17 protein-coding genes are annotated in these 15,982 nt (G+C 34.2%); 10 read left to right on the top strand and 7 right to left on the bottom strand.

Annotation, left to right across the window (positions count from 1 at the left end; all coding sequences use genetic code 11):
- Positions 1-55: 55 nt before the first annotated feature.
- Positions 56-1,054 (bottom strand): NAD(P)/FAD-dependent oxidoreductase, encoded by a 999-nt coding sequence (locus tag MHI39_RS07070; RefSeq protein ID WP_058002771.1) that lies wholly within the window; start codon positions 1,052-1,054, stop codon positions 56-58.
- 400 nt (positions 1,055-1,454) lie between these two features.
- Here MHI39_RS07070 and MHI39_RS07075 point away from each other — a divergent pair, with 400 nt between their 5' ends.
- From MHI39_RS07075 to MHI39_RS07100, 6 genes are all read left to right on the top strand, one after another.
- Positions 1,455-2,672 (top strand): NAD(P)/FAD-dependent oxidoreductase, encoded by a 1,218-nt coding sequence (locus MHI39_RS07075; RefSeq protein ID WP_058002770.1) that lies wholly within the window; start codon positions 1,455-1,457, stop codon positions 2,670-2,672.
- Between the two features lie 200 nt (positions 2,673-2,872).
- Positions 2,873-2,995, top strand: coding sequence for a YuiA family protein (locus tag MHI39_RS07080; RefSeq protein WP_161809507.1), 123 nt, complete (start codon positions 2,873-2,875; stop codon positions 2,993-2,995).
- 728 nt (positions 2,996-3,723) lie between these two features.
- Positions 3,724-4,047: a YuiB family protein gene (locus MHI39_RS07085; RefSeq protein ID WP_058002769.1), complete on the top strand. Its 324-nt coding sequence runs from the start codon at positions 3,724-3,726 to the stop codon at positions 4,045-4,047.
- 169 nt (positions 4,048-4,216) lie between these two features.
- Positions 4,217-4,933: a 3D domain-containing protein gene (locus tag MHI39_RS07090; RefSeq protein WP_058002768.1), complete on the top strand. Its 717-nt coding sequence runs from the start codon at positions 4,217-4,219 to the stop codon at positions 4,931-4,933.
- A 145-nt stretch (positions 4,934-5,078) separates the two neighbouring features.
- On the top strand, positions 5,079-6,581 hold the full coding sequence (locus MHI39_RS07095) for a leucyl aminopeptidase (protein WP_071976453.1): 1,503 nt from the start codon (positions 5,079-5,081) through the stop codon (positions 6,579-6,581).
- A gap of 127 nt (positions 6,582-6,708) precedes the next feature.
- Positions 6,709-6,918 (top strand): hypothetical protein, encoded by a 210-nt coding sequence (locus MHI39_RS07100; protein ID WP_058002766.1) that lies wholly within the window; start codon positions 6,709-6,711, stop codon positions 6,916-6,918.
- 33 nt (positions 6,919-6,951) lie between these two features.
- Here MHI39_RS07100 and MHI39_RS07105 read toward each other — a convergent pair whose 3' ends face one another.
- Positions 6,952-7,335: a hypothetical protein gene (locus MHI39_RS07105; protein WP_058002765.1), complete on the bottom strand. Its 384-nt coding sequence runs from the start codon at positions 7,333-7,335 to the stop codon at positions 6,952-6,954.
- A gap of 352 nt (positions 7,336-7,687) precedes the next feature.
- Here MHI39_RS07105 and MHI39_RS07110 point away from each other — a divergent pair, with 352 nt between their 5' ends.
- A complete protein-coding gene (locus MHI39_RS07110) occupies positions 7,688-8,071 on the top strand; it encodes a hotdog fold thioesterase (protein WP_058002764.1) in 384 nt (127 codons plus the stop codon).
- A 146-nt stretch (positions 8,072-8,217) separates the two neighbouring features.
- Here the strand turns inward: MHI39_RS07110 and MHI39_RS07115 are convergent, their stop codons facing one another.
- Entirely contained in the window at positions 8,218-9,426 is a 1,209-nt protein-coding gene (locus MHI39_RS07115) for an MFS transporter (protein ID WP_071976500.1), read from the bottom strand.
- 256 nt (positions 9,427-9,682) lie between these two features.
- A complete protein-coding gene (locus MHI39_RS07120; protein ID WP_058002763.1) occupies positions 9,683-10,087 on the bottom strand; it encodes a kinase-associated lipoprotein B in 405 nt (134 codons plus the stop codon).
- Positions 10,088-10,236: 149 nt separating this feature from the next.
- Between MHI39_RS07120 and MHI39_RS07125 the strand changes: the two genes are divergently transcribed.
- Together MHI39_RS07125 and MHI39_RS07130 are read left to right on the top strand one after the other, a co-directional pair.
- Positions 10,237-10,830, top strand: coding sequence for a peptidylprolyl isomerase (locus MHI39_RS07125; protein ID WP_342540952.1), 594 nt, complete (start codon positions 10,237-10,239; stop codon positions 10,828-10,830).
- Between the two features lie 1,132 nt (positions 10,831-11,962).
- The gene (locus MHI39_RS07130) at positions 11,963-12,472 is read left to right on the top strand and encodes a superoxide dismutase family protein (RefSeq protein WP_216386496.1); all 510 of its coding nucleotides are present in this window, start codon (positions 11,963-11,965) and stop codon (positions 12,470-12,472) included.
- Between the two features lie 90 nt (positions 12,473-12,562).
- On the opposite strand, the gene MHI39_RS07135 is transcribed toward MHI39_RS07130, so the two are convergent.
- From MHI39_RS07135 to MHI39_RS07145, 3 genes are all read right to left on the bottom strand, one after another.
- The gene (locus MHI39_RS07135; protein ID WP_342540955.1) at positions 12,563-13,693 is read right to left on the bottom strand and encodes a MalY/PatB family protein; all 1,131 of its coding nucleotides are present in this window, start codon (positions 13,691-13,693) and stop codon (positions 12,563-12,565) included.
- A gap of 360 nt (positions 13,694-14,053) precedes the next feature.
- Positions 14,054-14,884: an alpha/beta hydrolase gene (locus MHI39_RS07140; protein WP_342540957.1), complete on the bottom strand. Its 831-nt coding sequence runs from the start codon at positions 14,882-14,884 to the stop codon at positions 14,054-14,056.
- Between the two features lie 191 nt (positions 14,885-15,075).
- Positions 15,076-15,282: a helix-turn-helix transcriptional regulator gene (locus tag MHI39_RS07145; RefSeq protein ID WP_058002757.1), complete on the bottom strand. Its 207-nt coding sequence runs from the start codon at positions 15,280-15,282 to the stop codon at positions 15,076-15,078.
- 273 nt (positions 15,283-15,555) lie between these two features.
- Here MHI39_RS07145 and yugI point away from each other — a divergent pair, with 273 nt between their 5' ends.
- Positions 15,556-15,933 carry a S1 domain-containing post-transcriptional regulator GSP13 gene (gene yugI / locus MHI39_RS07150; protein ID WP_058002756.1) on the top strand — a complete coding sequence of 126 codons (378 nt, stop codon included), beginning with the start codon at positions 15,556-15,558 and terminating at the stop codon, positions 15,931-15,933.
- The last annotated feature ends 49 nt before the right edge of the window (positions 15,934-15,982 follow it).

The raw sequence follows: 15,982 nt of genomic DNA on the forward strand, positions 1-15,982 counted from the left end.
CTGGAGAATATCCAGGTCTTTTTTATAATCATTTACATTTCGACTTATCCAATATTTAAGATGGAAATAGTGATGTACTATGCATTGGCTGTAATCTTGCTTTTGGATCGATATATGCTTTTGCGTTACTAACGGCAGTAGGTGCTTCGCCAAAACCAGTGGCAATTAATTTTATTTTACCTTCAAAAGTACATATATCTCCAGCTGCATAAATACCAGGAATATTCGTTTCCATTTTTGAATTCACTATGATAGAGTTCTTTTCAATTTCAATTCCCCAATCCTTAATTGGACCCAATGAAGAGACGAAACCATAATTAACGATTAATGAATCGAAATCAATCACTTCTTTTTTGTCACCACGGACTTCTTCTAAAACTAATTGGTTTGCTTGTTGCTCATCCCCAATTAATTCAGTAGGTACAAATGGGGTAATGATCTCAACTTTAGAATTCTTTAATGTTTCTACGCTATGTTCATGTGCGCGAAATTTATCTCTACGGTGAATAAGAGATACTTTTTCAGCAATTGGTTCAAGCATTAATGCCCAGTCTACGGCAGAATCTCCTCCACCTAATATAGCAACCTTTTGACCTTTAAAGCTTTGTAAATCTTCAACAAAATAGTGTAAGTTCTTTCCTTCATATTGTTTTGCATTATCCAATTCTAAACGACGTGGTTGAAAAGCGCCGACCCCAGCAGTAATAATGATTGTTTTAGAATAATGAATTTCTTTATCTGTCGTAAGTTTGAAAACCTCATTTTCTCCTTTTTCTACATTTGTTACAGATTGGTCAAGACAAATGGTAGGGGAAAACATAGATAATTGTTCTTTTAAGTTATTAACTAAATCTTGAGCTTTAATTTTAGGAAAACCAGCTACATCATATATGTACTTTTCTGGATATAAAGCAGCAAGTTGCCCACCTAGTTGTGGCAAGCTTTCAATAATCTTAACACTTGCCTGACGCATTCCACCATAGAAAGCAGTGAATAAGCCTGTTGGTCCGCCTCCTATGATTGTTATATCATAAATTTTTTGATCCTCGTTCAAAAAAATTCCCTCCAATTTCAAATCATCATTTCATTATTCATCATATCACATTCGAATAAATGGAATCTAATGTTTACATTCATAAAAATATGCAAATAAATAAGATTTGTCGGAATTTTCTTAAGTTATGTTTTTCCTAAATACATATTGAAAAAACATAGTAAAAGGAATATTATTAGATGTGGATATTATATTAAATTTTTATGACATTTTTATGAAGGCTTTTGTTTTGTTATTGATTATTTTAACTTAGATAATTTAACGAAGGCTTATTTCTTTATGCAGTCTTAAGTGAAATAAATCACAAATTTACCTTAGCTTTTTTTCATAAGCTTGCATTTATGGTGGGAAAATAATAGGTACCATCACTCAAAAATAATAAAGATGGAAGTGATACAAGTTGAGAAAGCCAAGAATAGTAGTATTAGGTGCTGGATATGGTGGTTTAATGACAGTCACTCGATTACAAAAATTATTAAGTGTAAATGAAGCTGAAATTATTCTTATTAATAAAAATGAATATCATTATGAAACGACATGGCTTCATGAAGCATCTGCTGGCACATTACATCATGATCGTGTACGTTATGAAATCAAAAATGTAATTAATCCAAGTAAAGTTGAGTTTATTCAAGCAACAATTGAAAAAGTGAATCCTGAAGAAAAGAAGGTTATCCTAGAGAATGGTGAAGTAGAGTATGATTACTTAGTTATTTCACTAGGATCAGATTCTGAGACATTTGGTATTAAAGGATTAGATAAATATGCTTTTGCAATCACGAATGTGAATGCTGCAAGACAAATTCGTGAACATATTGAATATCAATTTGCAACCTACAATACAGAAGTAGAGAAGGATGAAAAGCGCTTATCTATTGTAATAGGTGGGGCAGGTTTCACAGGTATCGAGTTCCTTGGTGAATTAACAAACCGTATTCCGGAACTTTGTGAAGAATATGATATAGATCGTAAAAAAGTTAGAATCACATGTGTTGAAGCTTCACCAATGGTTTTACCACAATTTGATCGTGACCTTGTTAATTATGCAATTTCTTTACTAGAAAGTAAAGGAGTTGAATTCCATATTGGTACTGCAGTTCAAGAAGCAAATGCTGAAGGGGTTTTAATTGGTAAAAGGGGTGAAGAGCCTCATGAAGTGAAAGCAGGAACCATCATTTGGTCTGCTGGTGTACGTGGAAACTCTATAATTGAAAAGTCTGGTTTTGAAAATATGCGTGGACGTGTGAAAGTAAACAATGATTTACGCATTCCTGGATATGATGATATCTTTGTTATTGGTGATTGTTCTCTTATCATTAATGAAGCGATTGATCGACCATATCCACCAACTGCACAGATTGCAATGCAACATGGTGAAGTTTGTGCACGTAACGTGGCGAAGCTTGTTCAAGGCAAAAGTCCTCTAGAAGATTTTGTATTTGATGACAAAGGAACAGTTTGTTCGCTCGGTGAGGATGATGCAATTGGGGTTGTATTTGGTAAGAAGATAAAAGGTACAAAGGCTTCTGTGATGAAAAAAGTCATTGATAACCGTGCATTATTCATGGTTGGTGGGCCATCATTAGTAATGAAAAAAGGGAAATTTAAGCTTCTTTAATTAGGAGTTTAGGATGTCTAATATGTTTAGACATCCTTTTTATCTTTTTGAAATATTCAGTTATTTGAAGGAAAATAAAGATAAGAGTAGTTAATTGATTATTGTATGCGTTTTCTTGCATTCTTTTGCTTGTTTACCTACTTATAAAAAGATGTTATATTATCAGAAAATTAAAATAAAAAATAAGGGGATTGAGTAAAATGAATGCAACTTCAACAGAAAAAACAACATGTACTTATTGCTCAGGTAAAGGGTATTTTCAACTCATTTTAGGTGGATCAGAAACATGCCCACGTTGTGATGGTACTGGAAAAAATAAATAATATTCATTACTCAGGAATCCAAATGGATTCTCTTTTTTTTGAAAAGCTCTCTTCTCATCCATCTACCGTTAATTAATACAAATAAGTTAAAACTACAATCCTCTTTTATTTCATTGAGAAAAGAGCTGCATACTTCGTAATAACTATTCTCTCTTTATTAGGAGTAAAAGCCGGAAGTAGGGCTTTTACAAAAGCTATAATACAAAAAAATAGCCTTGATAAAGCTCTTTTCTCAACCTTATTATTTACCATAGGTTTACCTAATGCAAATAAGTTGAAACTTCAAGCCCCTTGCATTGCGCAGAGAAAAGAGCTACAAACTTCGTAATAACTATTCTCTCTTTATTAGGAGTAAAAGCCAGCAGTAGGGCTTTTACAAAAGCTATAATACAAAAATAGCCTTGATAAGGCTCTTTTATGAGAAAAGAGCTACATACTTTGTAATAACTATTCTCTCTTTATTAGGAGTAAAAGCCGGCAGTAGGGCTTTTACAAAAATACAAAAATAATCTTTGAAATACTCTTTTCTCAACCATTTTATGCTAATTAGAAAATGCTTTAGTTTCATGACATACCTTAACTTTCCTTTTTTATTTGTTCATAATATTGCCGTATTACATTTATTGACTCAGAAAAAAACATTGAGTACACTTAAATTTGGTGTATATTGCCCTTTTACATAAATGATAGGATGAACAGGTAAATGAGTGAGTGGAGGTGCAGATTTTATGCAAATGGCTTTACCAGTCTTAATTATATCGATATTATTATTTTTTGTTCTTTTCTTTGGAATCGGTTTTATTTTAAACATGTTGTTACGGATGACATGGATTATGGCAATTGTTTATCCAATTGTGGCTATATTAATTATTGATGAAGTACGGTTTTTAGATTATTTTACTAACCCGGGTCATTCATTCCATCTATTAGGAGAGAAAATTACAAGGCTCCATACACCGGATATAATAATCTTAATCAGCGGTTTTTTAGGGACAATTGTAGCGGGGATAGTAATGAGAATATTAAGAAAAAAAGGGTACCGAATGTTTTGATCATGTGCTGATTTTATAAAAAAAGGATTTAATCGAAAATGGAAAGGAGCAGGCGTCCTTTCTATTTTTTTATATATATTTATTTCAGAATTTTAAGTTTTTTTCATTCCGAGTGAATAATTCAAATCAGATTGGGAAAGGAATAGATTTGGGAGGAGTGGAAAATACTATGAACATGAAAAAAATATTAAAACGCTTATTAATGACAATTTTGTTTATTGGGGCTTTAATTACTACTTTTCAATCGATATCAGGAGTGAAAGCAGAAGACTTAAATGACGTTTCTATATCCGATATTGGTGAGCAAAAAAAGACAGAATTGCAAAAGGGATTTCATAATTTAAGTTTAAAATCAGTAGGTATTTCATTAAAATCATTAAAAAAATCAAAGGCAACAACAACACAAATCTCATCTAGTGAATCAATTAAAGGATCCACCCCTACTTTAGAAGAAGCGATAAATTGGACAAATTATCCTTCGAAAGAGGTAATAGCTACCGGCTATACTGCTGGTGTTGAATCAACGGGGAAGCATCCTAATGATCCAGAGTACGGTATTACATATTCGGGAGTGAAGGTAAAAAGGGATTTATATTCAACCATTGCAGCAGATACTAGTGTTTTCCCTATTGGAACTATTTTATTTATACCAGGATATGGTTATGGAGTGGTCGCTGATACTGGTTCAGCGATCAAGGGAAACAAATTAGATTTGTACTATGAAACCGTGAAAGATGTGTATGAGCAATGGGGAAAAAGAACAGTTAATGTTTACATCGTTCAAATGGGAAATGGTAAACTATCCGAAAATGATTTAACGGCACTTAATGAAAATGAATCGATGCAAGTATTTCGTCAACAATATATAAAAACGAAGGATGAATAATACAAATCCTATGGATGCGCAGAAAAATTATCATATTATCTGCGCATTATTTAATTTCAAGAAATTCTAAATTGAATTTTATTTTATGGCGGAATAATGTAATCATTCCTTCTTTTCGTTATAATTAGGATTGGAGGTGGAGTTAATGTTTAAAATAATGAATGTAAATCCATTTGAAGAAAGCCAAGAATGTTTATTTATAGGAGTGAAAGATACACCAGAGAAATTTAATGGATTACTTGCTCAATTAGATGAGAAGTTTGAAAATGAATTAACTGAACTTGTTAAATCTGGTGATATTTCTGCGAAATCAAAAAAAATCTCTTATATACATACCTTTAAAAAAATTGGTGCAAAACGTTTAGTATGTATTGGACTAGGAAAGGAAAAAGAATTAACATTTGATGTGTTAAAAGAAGCTTTTGGTAAGGCCTTTAAAAAGGTCCATGCAAATGGGATTCAATCAATTTCAATTGCGTTAGATACATTTTTTACTGATTCTATTTCATATGATGATGTTGCTACTGCTCTAAGTGAGGCATTCGCTCTTTCTACATATGAGTTTATTGGATATAAGAAAAAATCGAATGAACCAGAGAAAAGAATAGAAGAAGTGAAAATAATAAGCGAAGCGGATCAAGGGGAAATAGAGGCTGCTGTAACGGTTGGTTACGCATATGGAAAAGCTACCAATTCGGCACGTACACTAGTTAATTTACCTGGGAATATGCTTACAGCGACTGATTTGGCAAATTATGCAGAGGAACTTGGCAAGAAATATGAGTTCGAGGTAGAGATTCTTGAAAAAGAGGAAATGGAAAAATTGGGTATGGGCGCACTTCTAGCCGTTAATCAAGGTTCCAATGAGCCACCTAAAATGATTGTATTGAAATATCAAGGTAAAGAACAGTGGGAGGATGTAATCGCTTTAGTTGGAAAAGGAATTACTTTTGATACTGGTGGCTATTCCTTAAAAACAAAAACAGGGATCGTTGGGATGAAGACAGATATGGGGGGAGCAGCCGCAGTTTTAGGTGCGATGGAAGTTATCGGTGAGTTAAGACCTGAGCAGAATGTAGTAGCTGTCATCCCATCAACTGACAACATGATTAGTGGTTCAGCATTTAAGCCAGATGATGTGATTACTTCGATGAGTGGTAAAACGATTGAAGTATTAAACACGGATGCAGAGGGCCGTTTAGCATTAGCAGATGCAGTTACATATGCAAAGCATCATGGTGCAAATTACATTGTGGATGTTGCAACACTTACAGGTGGAGTAATTACTGCATTAGGATTAGATAAAACAGGTGCTATTACGAATCATGAAGCCTTCTTTGAACAGGTACTTGAAGCTTCTCATGAATCTGGTGAATTTATTTGGCGTCTTCCATTAACTGAAAATGATAAAAAGCGTGTTCGTGGAAGTAAAATTGCAGACCTAAACAATTCTCCAGGCAGTGAGGGACACGCGATCATGGGTGGAGCATTTATTGGAGAATTTGCTGAAGAGACACCGTGGGTACACTTAGATATCGCAGGAACAGCTGATACCAAAAAAGAACATGATCTTGGTCCTGCTGGTGCAACAGGTGTAATGGTTCGCACATTAGCCTTATTAGTCGAAAGATTTGAGCCAATAAAATAATAAAAAAAGAAAAAGAATCGAATGAATCGATTCTTTTCTTCGTTTTTGTTATATTTGCCTAGGCCATTCGCCTCCTTATTGCATAGAAAGATAAAGAGTGTCTTTTTATAAAGGAGGTATACCTTAAATGTATTATTATCGTCATGTACCTGTACCAAATCAATCAAGACAGTTCTTTCCTTTTCTTTTCGGTGCTCCACTACTAGGAGGATTCGTCGGAGGCCTATTGGGAAGCGCACTAGTTAGACCGAGACCATATCCGTATCCACCACCATATGGCCCTTATCCGTATGGTCCTTATGGGGGAGGATATGGACCGGGACCATATGGATATTAATGAATAAATAGAGGGAGAAGTGTTCTCCCTCTTCTATTCAGCCCAGCGAATTTTTAGTTGCAGCAAACAGCAATTGGAGGCATCTTTGCTATTTGCGAAATTTAACACAAGCCCACTAGGTGTGAAACGAACGTCGGGTTTTGTTGATAATCCAATTTGATATAACATATTTTTCACTTCATTTAATTTGGATTCTTGTGCTAGTGTCATTAAACGCTTTGAAAAATCAAATGATTTCGATATATGAGTTGTAATCTTTTCTGCATCTTTTAATATTGGTATCATTTTATTCGCTGAATCAATAAATCTTTGTGGGGTGACGGGCTGGTATTGGCGATAAGGGTAATGATATGGATAAGGATAGTGAAGGTATGGGTTTGGGGAACGTATATAATTATTAGGATGATCCTTATTCACGGCAATCTATCCTTTCAACTATAAATAATGGTCTTTCTTAACCACATTATGCGGTAAACTACATATATATGAAATACAATTTCATTGTTAATGATAAATTTTAAAGACAGTTTTCGTAAAGTCTGTTGTGTCTGTAAAAGCCCAACTGCCGGCTTTTACTCCTAACAAATGTTTCAGTGGTTCTTATTGAGTTTGTAGCTCTTTTCTCTGTAATATGCAAGACGTCATTCCTCAATCAAATTTATTAGTTAAATTCACATAAATAAGTAACAATATTTGAGAAAAGAGCTTTTAAAAAGAAGGATTCCTAAGATTATATCTTGAATATTAGAAAAAGTGAGGGGGGATTCATATGGAATTAAAAAACACACTTATAGCAGCTCTCGGAATGGAATTTCTTGAAGTTGGTCAAGGGAAAGTAATTGCTACGATGCCCGTTGATGAGCGTACGCGACAGCCGTTCGGTTATTTACATGGCGGAGCTTCTGTTGCTCTTGCGGAGACAGTAGCAAGTGTAGGTGCTGCGGCTATTATCGATTCAGAAAAAGAAATATGCTTTGGACTTGAAATTAATGCAAATCATATTCGGTCAAAACGAGATGGGATAGTTACTGCAACAGCAGAAGTCGTTCATCAGGGGAAAAGTACTCAAGTTTGGGACATTAAAATTAGAGACGAAGAGGAGCAACTCATTTGTATGTCTAGATGCACAATGGCAGTTGTACCAAAAAAATAAGGTATATTCATTTAATAATGAATATTTCTCTCTTTTTTTCTTTAAATAAAATATATAATAACCATCATTTTATACTGCATAATAATATTGTTATGGTTGAAATACAAAAAAAAGAGGGGGCACATCGTGTCCCCTCTGTAAATATATTAATAGCTTTCCTTAAACTGACGATGGTCATGCTTAATACTATACAAAAGAATACCAAATGCAAGGATAAATAAGGCACTTGTCACATAAAAAACGGAGGATATACCGCTATACCCTGAAACTATTCCACCTAAGACAGGCCCCACTACATTTCCTAAAAAGCGAAAGCTCTGATTATATCCAAGAACTTCACCCTGCATTTCAAGAGGTGCTTCTCTACGAATAAAGGCCGTAATACTTGGGAGCATACCACCAATGGCCATACCGAATAGGAATCTAAAAATAACGAGCTGCCATAATTGTTGGGCTAGAGCTTGTGGAATAATAAATATAGCTGCAAGTAAAAGTAAACACATTAGTACTTTTTCGTGTCCGATACGATCTCCTAGTTTCCCCCATTGACGAGTCATTAATAAATTTCCAAACCCTGTTGCAGAAAATGCCATTCCGGCTAGTAAGGCCACACTTCCAGCACTGCTTAATTGACTGACATAAAGAGCAAGTAACGGTTGGATACTAAAATTAGCTACTTGGATAAGTAATGCAATAATCATTACAGTGATTAATATTCTGTGATTAAAAATTCGTTTAATCACATCTTTTCTGCTAAATGTTTTTTCTTGTGCGGAAGATGTTTGTTTACGCTTTTCTACGATACCAAATAATACTCCTGTTGTTGCGATAGCAATTGAAATGGAAGTAATTATGAATGTATATTTAAAACCAAACGTATCTGCCATTGCACCGCCGATGAGCGGACCAAATAAAGTTCCCGAAACGGTTCCCATTTGTAAGGTACCTAAAGTCTTTCCTGCACTTTCCTTTGGTGTTTGAGCAGATATTAAAGCAATGGAGGTAGGAATAAATCCTGTAACAATCCCCATCATAATCCTTAAAATGAATAGTCCAATGACATGATGGACCATTCCCATGAAAAAAATACTTGCTGCAATCCCATATCCAGTAATCAATAGGATCGGTTTAAACCCATAACGATCTCCAAATCTTCCCCAAACAGGTGAAATGAAAAAAGCCACCAAAAAGGTCACTCCAAATACAAATCCTGCCCATCTTTGGACGTATTCATCATTAAAATGCCCAAATGATTCAATATACAATGAAAGGAATGGCATGATCATTGTTGTACTTGCTCCAACTAAAAAATTACAAAACCACATTATTACTAAGTTGCGCTTTTCAATACTGATAAAAGACACCTTCTTTGTAAATTTTTAATTCTAGATTCATAAAAAAATTAATTTCTAATTCCTATTTACAATCATATAAAAATAATTTTGTTTTACTAAAATTTAGCTTTCCTAAACATTATATTAGTTTTATAAAAAAATACAACTTAGAAGTTTGCCCTTTTATCTAATGAAAACGTTTAAAATTCAGGAGTTTATTTACTTTTAGCGCATTAAAAAAGAGATGATATTTTCATCATCTCCTAGTTCATCCTTTTTACCACTGAATATTATACATCCAACCATATTCTTGTTGGATGTTTTTCAAACAATCAAGGCTTTTTTGAGAAAAATCATCATCACTGGTTGAAAGTTCTTGAATCATTTTATCAACTGCTTCTTTTAAAGTGAATTTATATTCTGGTACTTCACCCTCATACGGTTTAACCATTTTTAATGGTATATTCGTTTGCTCACGAAATGCCAACGCTTTTCTCTCATGAAAAAAGTCTACATTAACTTGCTTAGGGTTGTGTAAATCTCCTTGCATTGGATGTTTTAATACAGCTAGAGTTCGAACAACATAATGATCCGGATATATGGCAGTTATTTCTCCAATGTATTTTCCTGTTTTGTTGAAAAATGTGACCGTTTGTTCTAGTTCCACGTTTATTCCTCCCATTTACTACTATCTATATATATATTATGAGGTACAAGATCAAAAAAGAAAAATGATAGATCATAAAGACAGGTAAAAAGTTGCGCGCTCCTATAGGAATTTAGTAAAGTAGTTGAGAAAGTATTAAATGATACATAAAGGAGATAGTGATAATGACATATCCTCAATTAACAAAAGAAGTAATGGATAATGAAAGACTTATCGAAATGCAGACAAATATGGGAAATATTAAAATAAAGTTGTTTCCAGAGCACGCACCTAAGGCTGTAGAAAACTTCATTAAGCATAGTCAAGATGGATATTACGATGGAGTAATTTTTCACCGTGTTATTAATGGGTTTATGATCCAAGGTGGAGATCCATTAGGTAATGGTACAGGTGGTCAAAGTATCTATGGTGGTTCTTTTGAAGATGAATTTTCAAGAGAATTATTCAATTTCCGTGGTGCTTTATCAATGGCAAACGCAGGTCCAAATACGAATGGTAGTCAATTTTTTATCGTACAAAGTGTAGCAGTTGATCCAAGAATGTTAAAACAAATGGAGCAGGCAGGCTACCCAGAAGAAGCGATAAAAGCATATGAATACTTAGGTGGTACTCCTCACTTAGATTTCCGTCATACTGTATTCGGACATGTGGTTGAGGGAATGGATGTTGTTGATAAGATTGCAGAAGTAAAAACGGATATGCAAGATCGTCCAGTGCAATTTGATGTCGTGATTGAAAAAATTAATGTATTAAAATAATAAGGAAAGCTGTCATAATTGACAGCTTTTTTTATTTGGCACTTTTCTCAATATATGAATGAAGTTATAACTGGGTGTAAAAGCGGGAAAAAGGGGCATTTTACTATAGCAACAAAAGGAAACAAAGGTAGCCTTTTAGGAGTAGATGCTTAATAGTGATAACTAAAATCTAGCTTCTACTGGAATATCAAATGGAAATTTTTCCTTTACTTATCGAGCTGGTTGCGGTTTTCCTAGGATTGTTAAGAAATTGTCAATCACTGTTATTGGTTTTACCTATTTGTAATTGGTATAATATGAATAAATAATAAAAAGACGATATTCATGAAAGGGAGTTTTTCCGTGATTAACCCTTTGAATTTTTTTGTATTGAATTTATTTTTGTATTTTCCTGAGGATAAGAGAGAGTACATACCAGCATTTATCTCTTTTTCTATTTTTATGGTTTTTTGTGTGTTGACTTTCGTTTGGATTCTCAAAGTAAATAAAAAGCAATTAAAAAAAGCGAAAGAATTCGAAGAAAATTTAAAGAAAACACTGAAGTAATCCTTTAAGAGGTTATCTGATACTATACTTTCAGATAACCTCTTTTTCTTTGTAATAGAAAGAGACTTTCATGGCTACAATGTTTATGGACCATAGCTTTTTTTCTAATAGCTGATTTCGTATCGTTTGCTGCTTTTATAAAAGCCCAACTACCGGCTTTTACCCCCCAATAAAGGATTCTAGCGGTTCTTATGGAGATTGTAGTTCTTTTCTCAGTAAAATGAGACGTGTAGCGATCCTCAGTTGCTATTTATTAGTTATAATTTTACCTAAATATAGCAACAATGTTTGAGAAAAGAGCTTTCAAGGCTATTTTTGTATAGTTATTGCTTTTGTAAAAGCCCAACTACCGGCTTTTACCCCCAATAAAGGATTCTAGCAGTTCTTATGGAGATTGTAGCTCTTTTCTCAGTAAAATGAGACGTGTAGCGATCCACAGTTGCTATTTATTAGTTATAATTTTACCTAAATATAGCAACAATGGTTAAGAAAAGAGCTTTTCAAATAGATCGTTGAATCGAAGTAATGAATTCGAGTTAGTCTAATAGAAAAGAGCCTTGGCTAATAAATATTGGAGGTTTTTTGGATGAAGTTGCTTTCAGTTCTATTTACAACTGTATTTTTGAGTACGGGTACACTAGGTAATCCGATAGAGGCAGATGTTGAAATGAAAAATACTTCCGGTGAGACGATTGGAATGATCCATTTACAAGAGAGTTCCAAAGGTGTAAAGCTTCAAATGGATTTAAAGGGAATTTCCCCAGGAGAGCATGCCATCCATATTCATGAAATAGGGAGTTGTACTGCACCTGACTTTACTTCTGCTGGGGGGCATTTTAATCCAATGAATAAGGAGCATGGCCTCCTTAATAATAAAGGAGCTCACGCTGGTGACTTACCAAATATCACAGTTAAGACTGATGGAAAAGTTAGTACAGAAATACTGTCCGATCAAATAACACTTCAAAATGGAAAAAACTCCTTATTGAAAAAAGAGGGGACGTCCATTGTTATTCATCAAATGAAAGATGATGGAAAGTCCCAACCAGCAGGTAATGCAGGGGATAGAATCGCTTGTGGTGTAATAAAAAAATAGTTAAAGGGAGGCAATCCCCTACTTTGATGGAATATTGCCTCCAGATTCGTTCATCAACTCAATGCTTTTATGAATCGAGCAATTCCCTCTTTAACCGTTTCCCTTGAACAACCTACATTCATCCTTAAAAAAACCTTCTCCACCAGGGCCGTATTTCTTCCCTGGCTCTAAAGCAAGACGTCCTTTTTCAATTAGACGTGTTTTTAGTTCCTCATCAGATAAACCGGTATCTCGACAATCGATCCATATTAAATAACCACCTTCAGGCTCCATCACTTTTACTGCTGGCAATTCAGCTTCGACCGTTTCTTTGACGAGATGAACATTTTCTTTTATGTAGAATAGAAGCTGATTTAGCCAATCCTCACCATATTTATAGGCAGCTTCCATTCCGATAATTCCAAAAGCATTCAAAGTGTGAAATCCTTGTTGATGTTGAATGGTTTCGATTTTCTTTCGTAATGTAGGATTTGGAACAATTAAGCTTGAAGCTTGTAGTCCAGCTAAATTAAATGTTTTTGTGGGTGCGATACAAGTGATAACAAACTCACGATAGGATGCATCAATAGATGCGATCGGAAAATGTTTGTTTGGAGCACCTACTAGGTCAGAATGGATTTCGTCTGAGAGAATATGCACATGGTATTTCTGGCACAGTTCAGCTATTTTTTTTAGTTCTTCACGTTTCCAGACCCGTCCACTAGGATTATGTGGGTTGCATAAGAAAAACAGTTTTACATGATTATTTTTTAATGTCTCTTCGAATTGCTCAAAATCAATCTCATATCTATTGTTGACTAAATGTAATGGACAGTTCGTCACTTTTCGGTCATTTGCTTCGATCATTGTAAAAAATGGTGTATAAACAGGCGATTGCAAGAGAATGTGATCCCCTGGCTCAGTAAAAGCTAAAATGGCAAGTCCTAAAGATGGTACAACGCCATGATTATACAAAATCCAGTCTGCTTCAATTTCCCAATCATGACGTTTTTTCATCCATTCACGTATTGCTTCACCTGTACTGTCCGGAATGGAAGTATAACCAAAAATTTCATGGCTGAGTCTTTTCTGTAAGGCTTGAGTAACCGCTTCTGGTGGCTTGAAATCCATGTCTGCTACCCACATTGGTAGCAGGTCTTCTTCACCAAAAACAAATTTCATCTGATCCCATTTAACGGAAGCGGTTCCTTTTCGTTCAATTAATTGATCAAAAATAGCCATCTAAATCACCATCCTATTATCTTCTTTAAGGCTTTGATTTCTTGAAATAAGATTTTAAGCAACAATCATGTTAAGAAGAAAGCCTACCAATATGTTATTATAATGTGACTAGAACATAAAGAGATAAGGTGTGAAGATGCAATAGAGAAATGAATGTAAAATTCAGAGAGGTATTACACAATTGAGATCCGCCGGTTAAGGGTCATATGAAACAGAAATGGTTAATGTCCATCAAGCTGTGCACGACATAGTGGAGATCCATCTATGAGTTTGCTTTTGTGTAACGGATCCCTAAGTGAGAAAAAATGGCTGGAACTTTGATACGTGAATCCTGTGATCTATAGTTCAGTGCAAGAGATACTAAGCTTGTTTAACAAAATGTTGAATATAAGTAAAGACTACATTTGGCTTCTCTTCTGGAATTAAGTGGCCAGTGTTCTTTAAAATAACAAGTTGAGCATTGGGGAGATCTTTGGATAGTTTTTCTCCAATGGCCAAAGGTACGACTCGATCTTGTTCACCCCATATAAGGAGGCAGGGAATTTGGATGTTTTTTAAATCAGCCGATAGTAGATCTCCTTCATGATCCCTAACCATTTTCGCAAGTCCTTTGAATATATTTTTATCGGTAAAAGGTTCCTCATATCCTCTTAACATTTCCGCATCAATCATAGCGTGATCATAGACTACATTTTCAACATTCTTTTGAACACCGGATTTTTCTAAATAGTACCTGACAAAGTGGTGGAAAAACGGTAGGTGACTTAGCAGTTTTAAAGAGGGTTTCACCGGCTTTAAATATCCCGAACTGCAAAGAAGAATTCCTTTATTGATCATATCAGGCTTTTGCTTCATCATATGTAGTGCGATTTGTCCTCCCATTGAATGGCCAATAATATATATGCGTGAATAATCAAGTGACTTGATTAAATGAAGAACTGAATGGGCCATATTTCTATAGGAATATTGATATAAGTAGTGTTTTCCACTTTGGCCAAATGGTGGAAGATCGACAGAAATAATATTATAGCTTTCTGCTAAAAGGGGGATTAATCTTCTATAGCTAAATGTAGACGAAAGAAAACCGTGTATGAGGACGAAAGTATCTTTTGCCTTTTCGTTGATATATTCTTCATAATAGAGATCTATTCCATCAATATTTCTCTTCATTTTTGATACTGTGATGGACATTTAATTCACTCCTATTACAAATTTTTTGCAAAAAAAAGGACGAGCATTTACTCTCGTCAAAATAAAAATAAAAAGGGGGAATACTAGTGTGCTAACATTGATAAAAACTTTCTATCAATGCTACACAGAAAGCCTTGTGTTATAAAGGATTTCCAGATTTCCAACTTTTTAAACATAAATAATAAAAAATATTATTCTTTTGTATCAGTTGTCAAAACTGATGCAGGTACGTCTAAAACAGTAGATAATTTTAAAATGGTTTGAGTAGTTGGAATTTGCTCCCCATTTTCATATTTTTCAATAATTTTTGCCCCTAATCTTGCTTTCAATGCTAGTTCTTCCTGTGATAAATTTTTTTGTTCACGGTAAAATTTTAAATTTTGAGCAAAGGAAGCCATCAAAATCCCTCCATTATCCACTTTATTTTATAGAAACTTTCATTTAGTCATTAATGTTAAGTTGGTTCTGCTCTGTCCAGCTTCATCATTTATCTGCTTCCGTATTTCTCAGTATATTGTATCACAATATTAATAAAATCAGGTATTTCCGATTTATGAAACTTTTGTGATTGAATGGTAATTTGTTATTTTTGCGTCATCTTTTCAATTGTGGTATAATTTTTTATTGCGTATATATAGGAGAAAAATAAATATAAAAATAGGAGTGTTTCTATGACAACAAATTATGAAGTAGGTAGCGTATTAACTGGAAAAGTGGCTGGAATCCAGCCTTATGGTGCATTCATCGCACTTGATGAAGAAACTCAAGGATTAGTTCATATTTCTGAAATAAAGCATGGTTATGTAAAAGATATCAATGAACATTTAAAAATTGGAGATGAAGTGAAAGTAAAAGTTCTTACTGTTGACGAAGAGAGCGGAAAAATCAGTTTATCTATTCGTGCGACAGAGGAAGCTCCAAAGCAAGAGAAAAAACCAGCTCGCCGTCGCCAAGCTAATGTTATTAGTGAAGAACCTACTGAAGGCTTCAATACTCTTAAAGATAAGCTTCAAGAGTGGATTAATCAATCAGATTTAATTAAGAAATAATATACAAAAAAGTGGAGCACTCAGATAATTTATTATTAGAGTGCTCCAG

The organism is Heyndrickxia sp. FSL K6-6286, assembly GCF_038630395.1.
Classification (GTDB): Bacteria; Bacillota; Bacilli; order Bacillales; family Bacillaceae_C; genus Heyndrickxia; species Heyndrickxia oleronia.

Coding starts and splice junctions, on each gene's coding strand:
- MHI39_RS07090 (WP_058002768.1), top strand. CDS start 4,217: ATGAACATGAAAAAAATATTAAAACGCTTATTAATGACAATTTTGTTT.
- MHI39_RS07095 (WP_071976453.1), top strand. CDS start 5,079: ATGTTTAAAATAATGAATGTAAATCCATTTGAAGAAAGCCAAGAATGT.
- MHI39_RS07100 (WP_058002766.1), top strand. CDS start 6,709: ATGTATTATTATCGTCATGTACCTGTACCAAATCAATCAAGACAGTTC.
- MHI39_RS07135 (WP_342540955.1), bottom strand. CDS start 13,693: ATGGCTATTTTTGATCAATTAATTGAACGAAAAGGAACCGCTTCCGTT.
- MHI39_RS07085 (WP_058002769.1), top strand. CDS start 3,724: ATGCAAATGGCTTTACCAGTCTTAATTATATCGATATTATTATTTTTT.
- MHI39_RS07145 (WP_058002757.1), bottom strand. CDS start 15,282: ATGGCTTCCTTTGCTCAAAATTTAAAATTTTACCGTGAACAAAAAAAT.
- MHI39_RS07140 (WP_342540957.1), bottom strand. CDS start 14,884: ATGTCCATCACAGTATCAAAAATGAAGAGAAATATTGATGGAATAGAT.
- MHI39_RS07130 (WP_216386496.1), top strand. CDS start 11,963: ATGAAGTTGCTTTCAGTTCTATTTACAACTGTATTTTTGAGTACGGGT.
- MHI39_RS07080 (WP_161809507.1), top strand. CDS start 2,873: ATGAATGCAACTTCAACAGAAAAAACAACATGTACTTATTGCTCAGGT.
- MHI39_RS07120 (WP_058002763.1), bottom strand. CDS start 10,087: ATGGGAGGAATAAACGTGGAACTAGAACAAACGGTCACATTTTTCAAC.
- MHI39_RS07110 (WP_058002764.1), top strand. CDS start 7,688: ATGGAATTAAAAAACACACTTATAGCAGCTCTCGGAATGGAATTTCTT.
- yugI (WP_058002756.1), top strand. CDS start 15,556: ATGACAACAAATTATGAAGTAGGTAGCGTATTAACTGGAAAAGTGGCT.
- MHI39_RS07125 (WP_342540952.1), top strand. CDS start 10,237: ATGACATATCCTCAATTAACAAAAGAAGTAATGGATAATGAAAGACTT.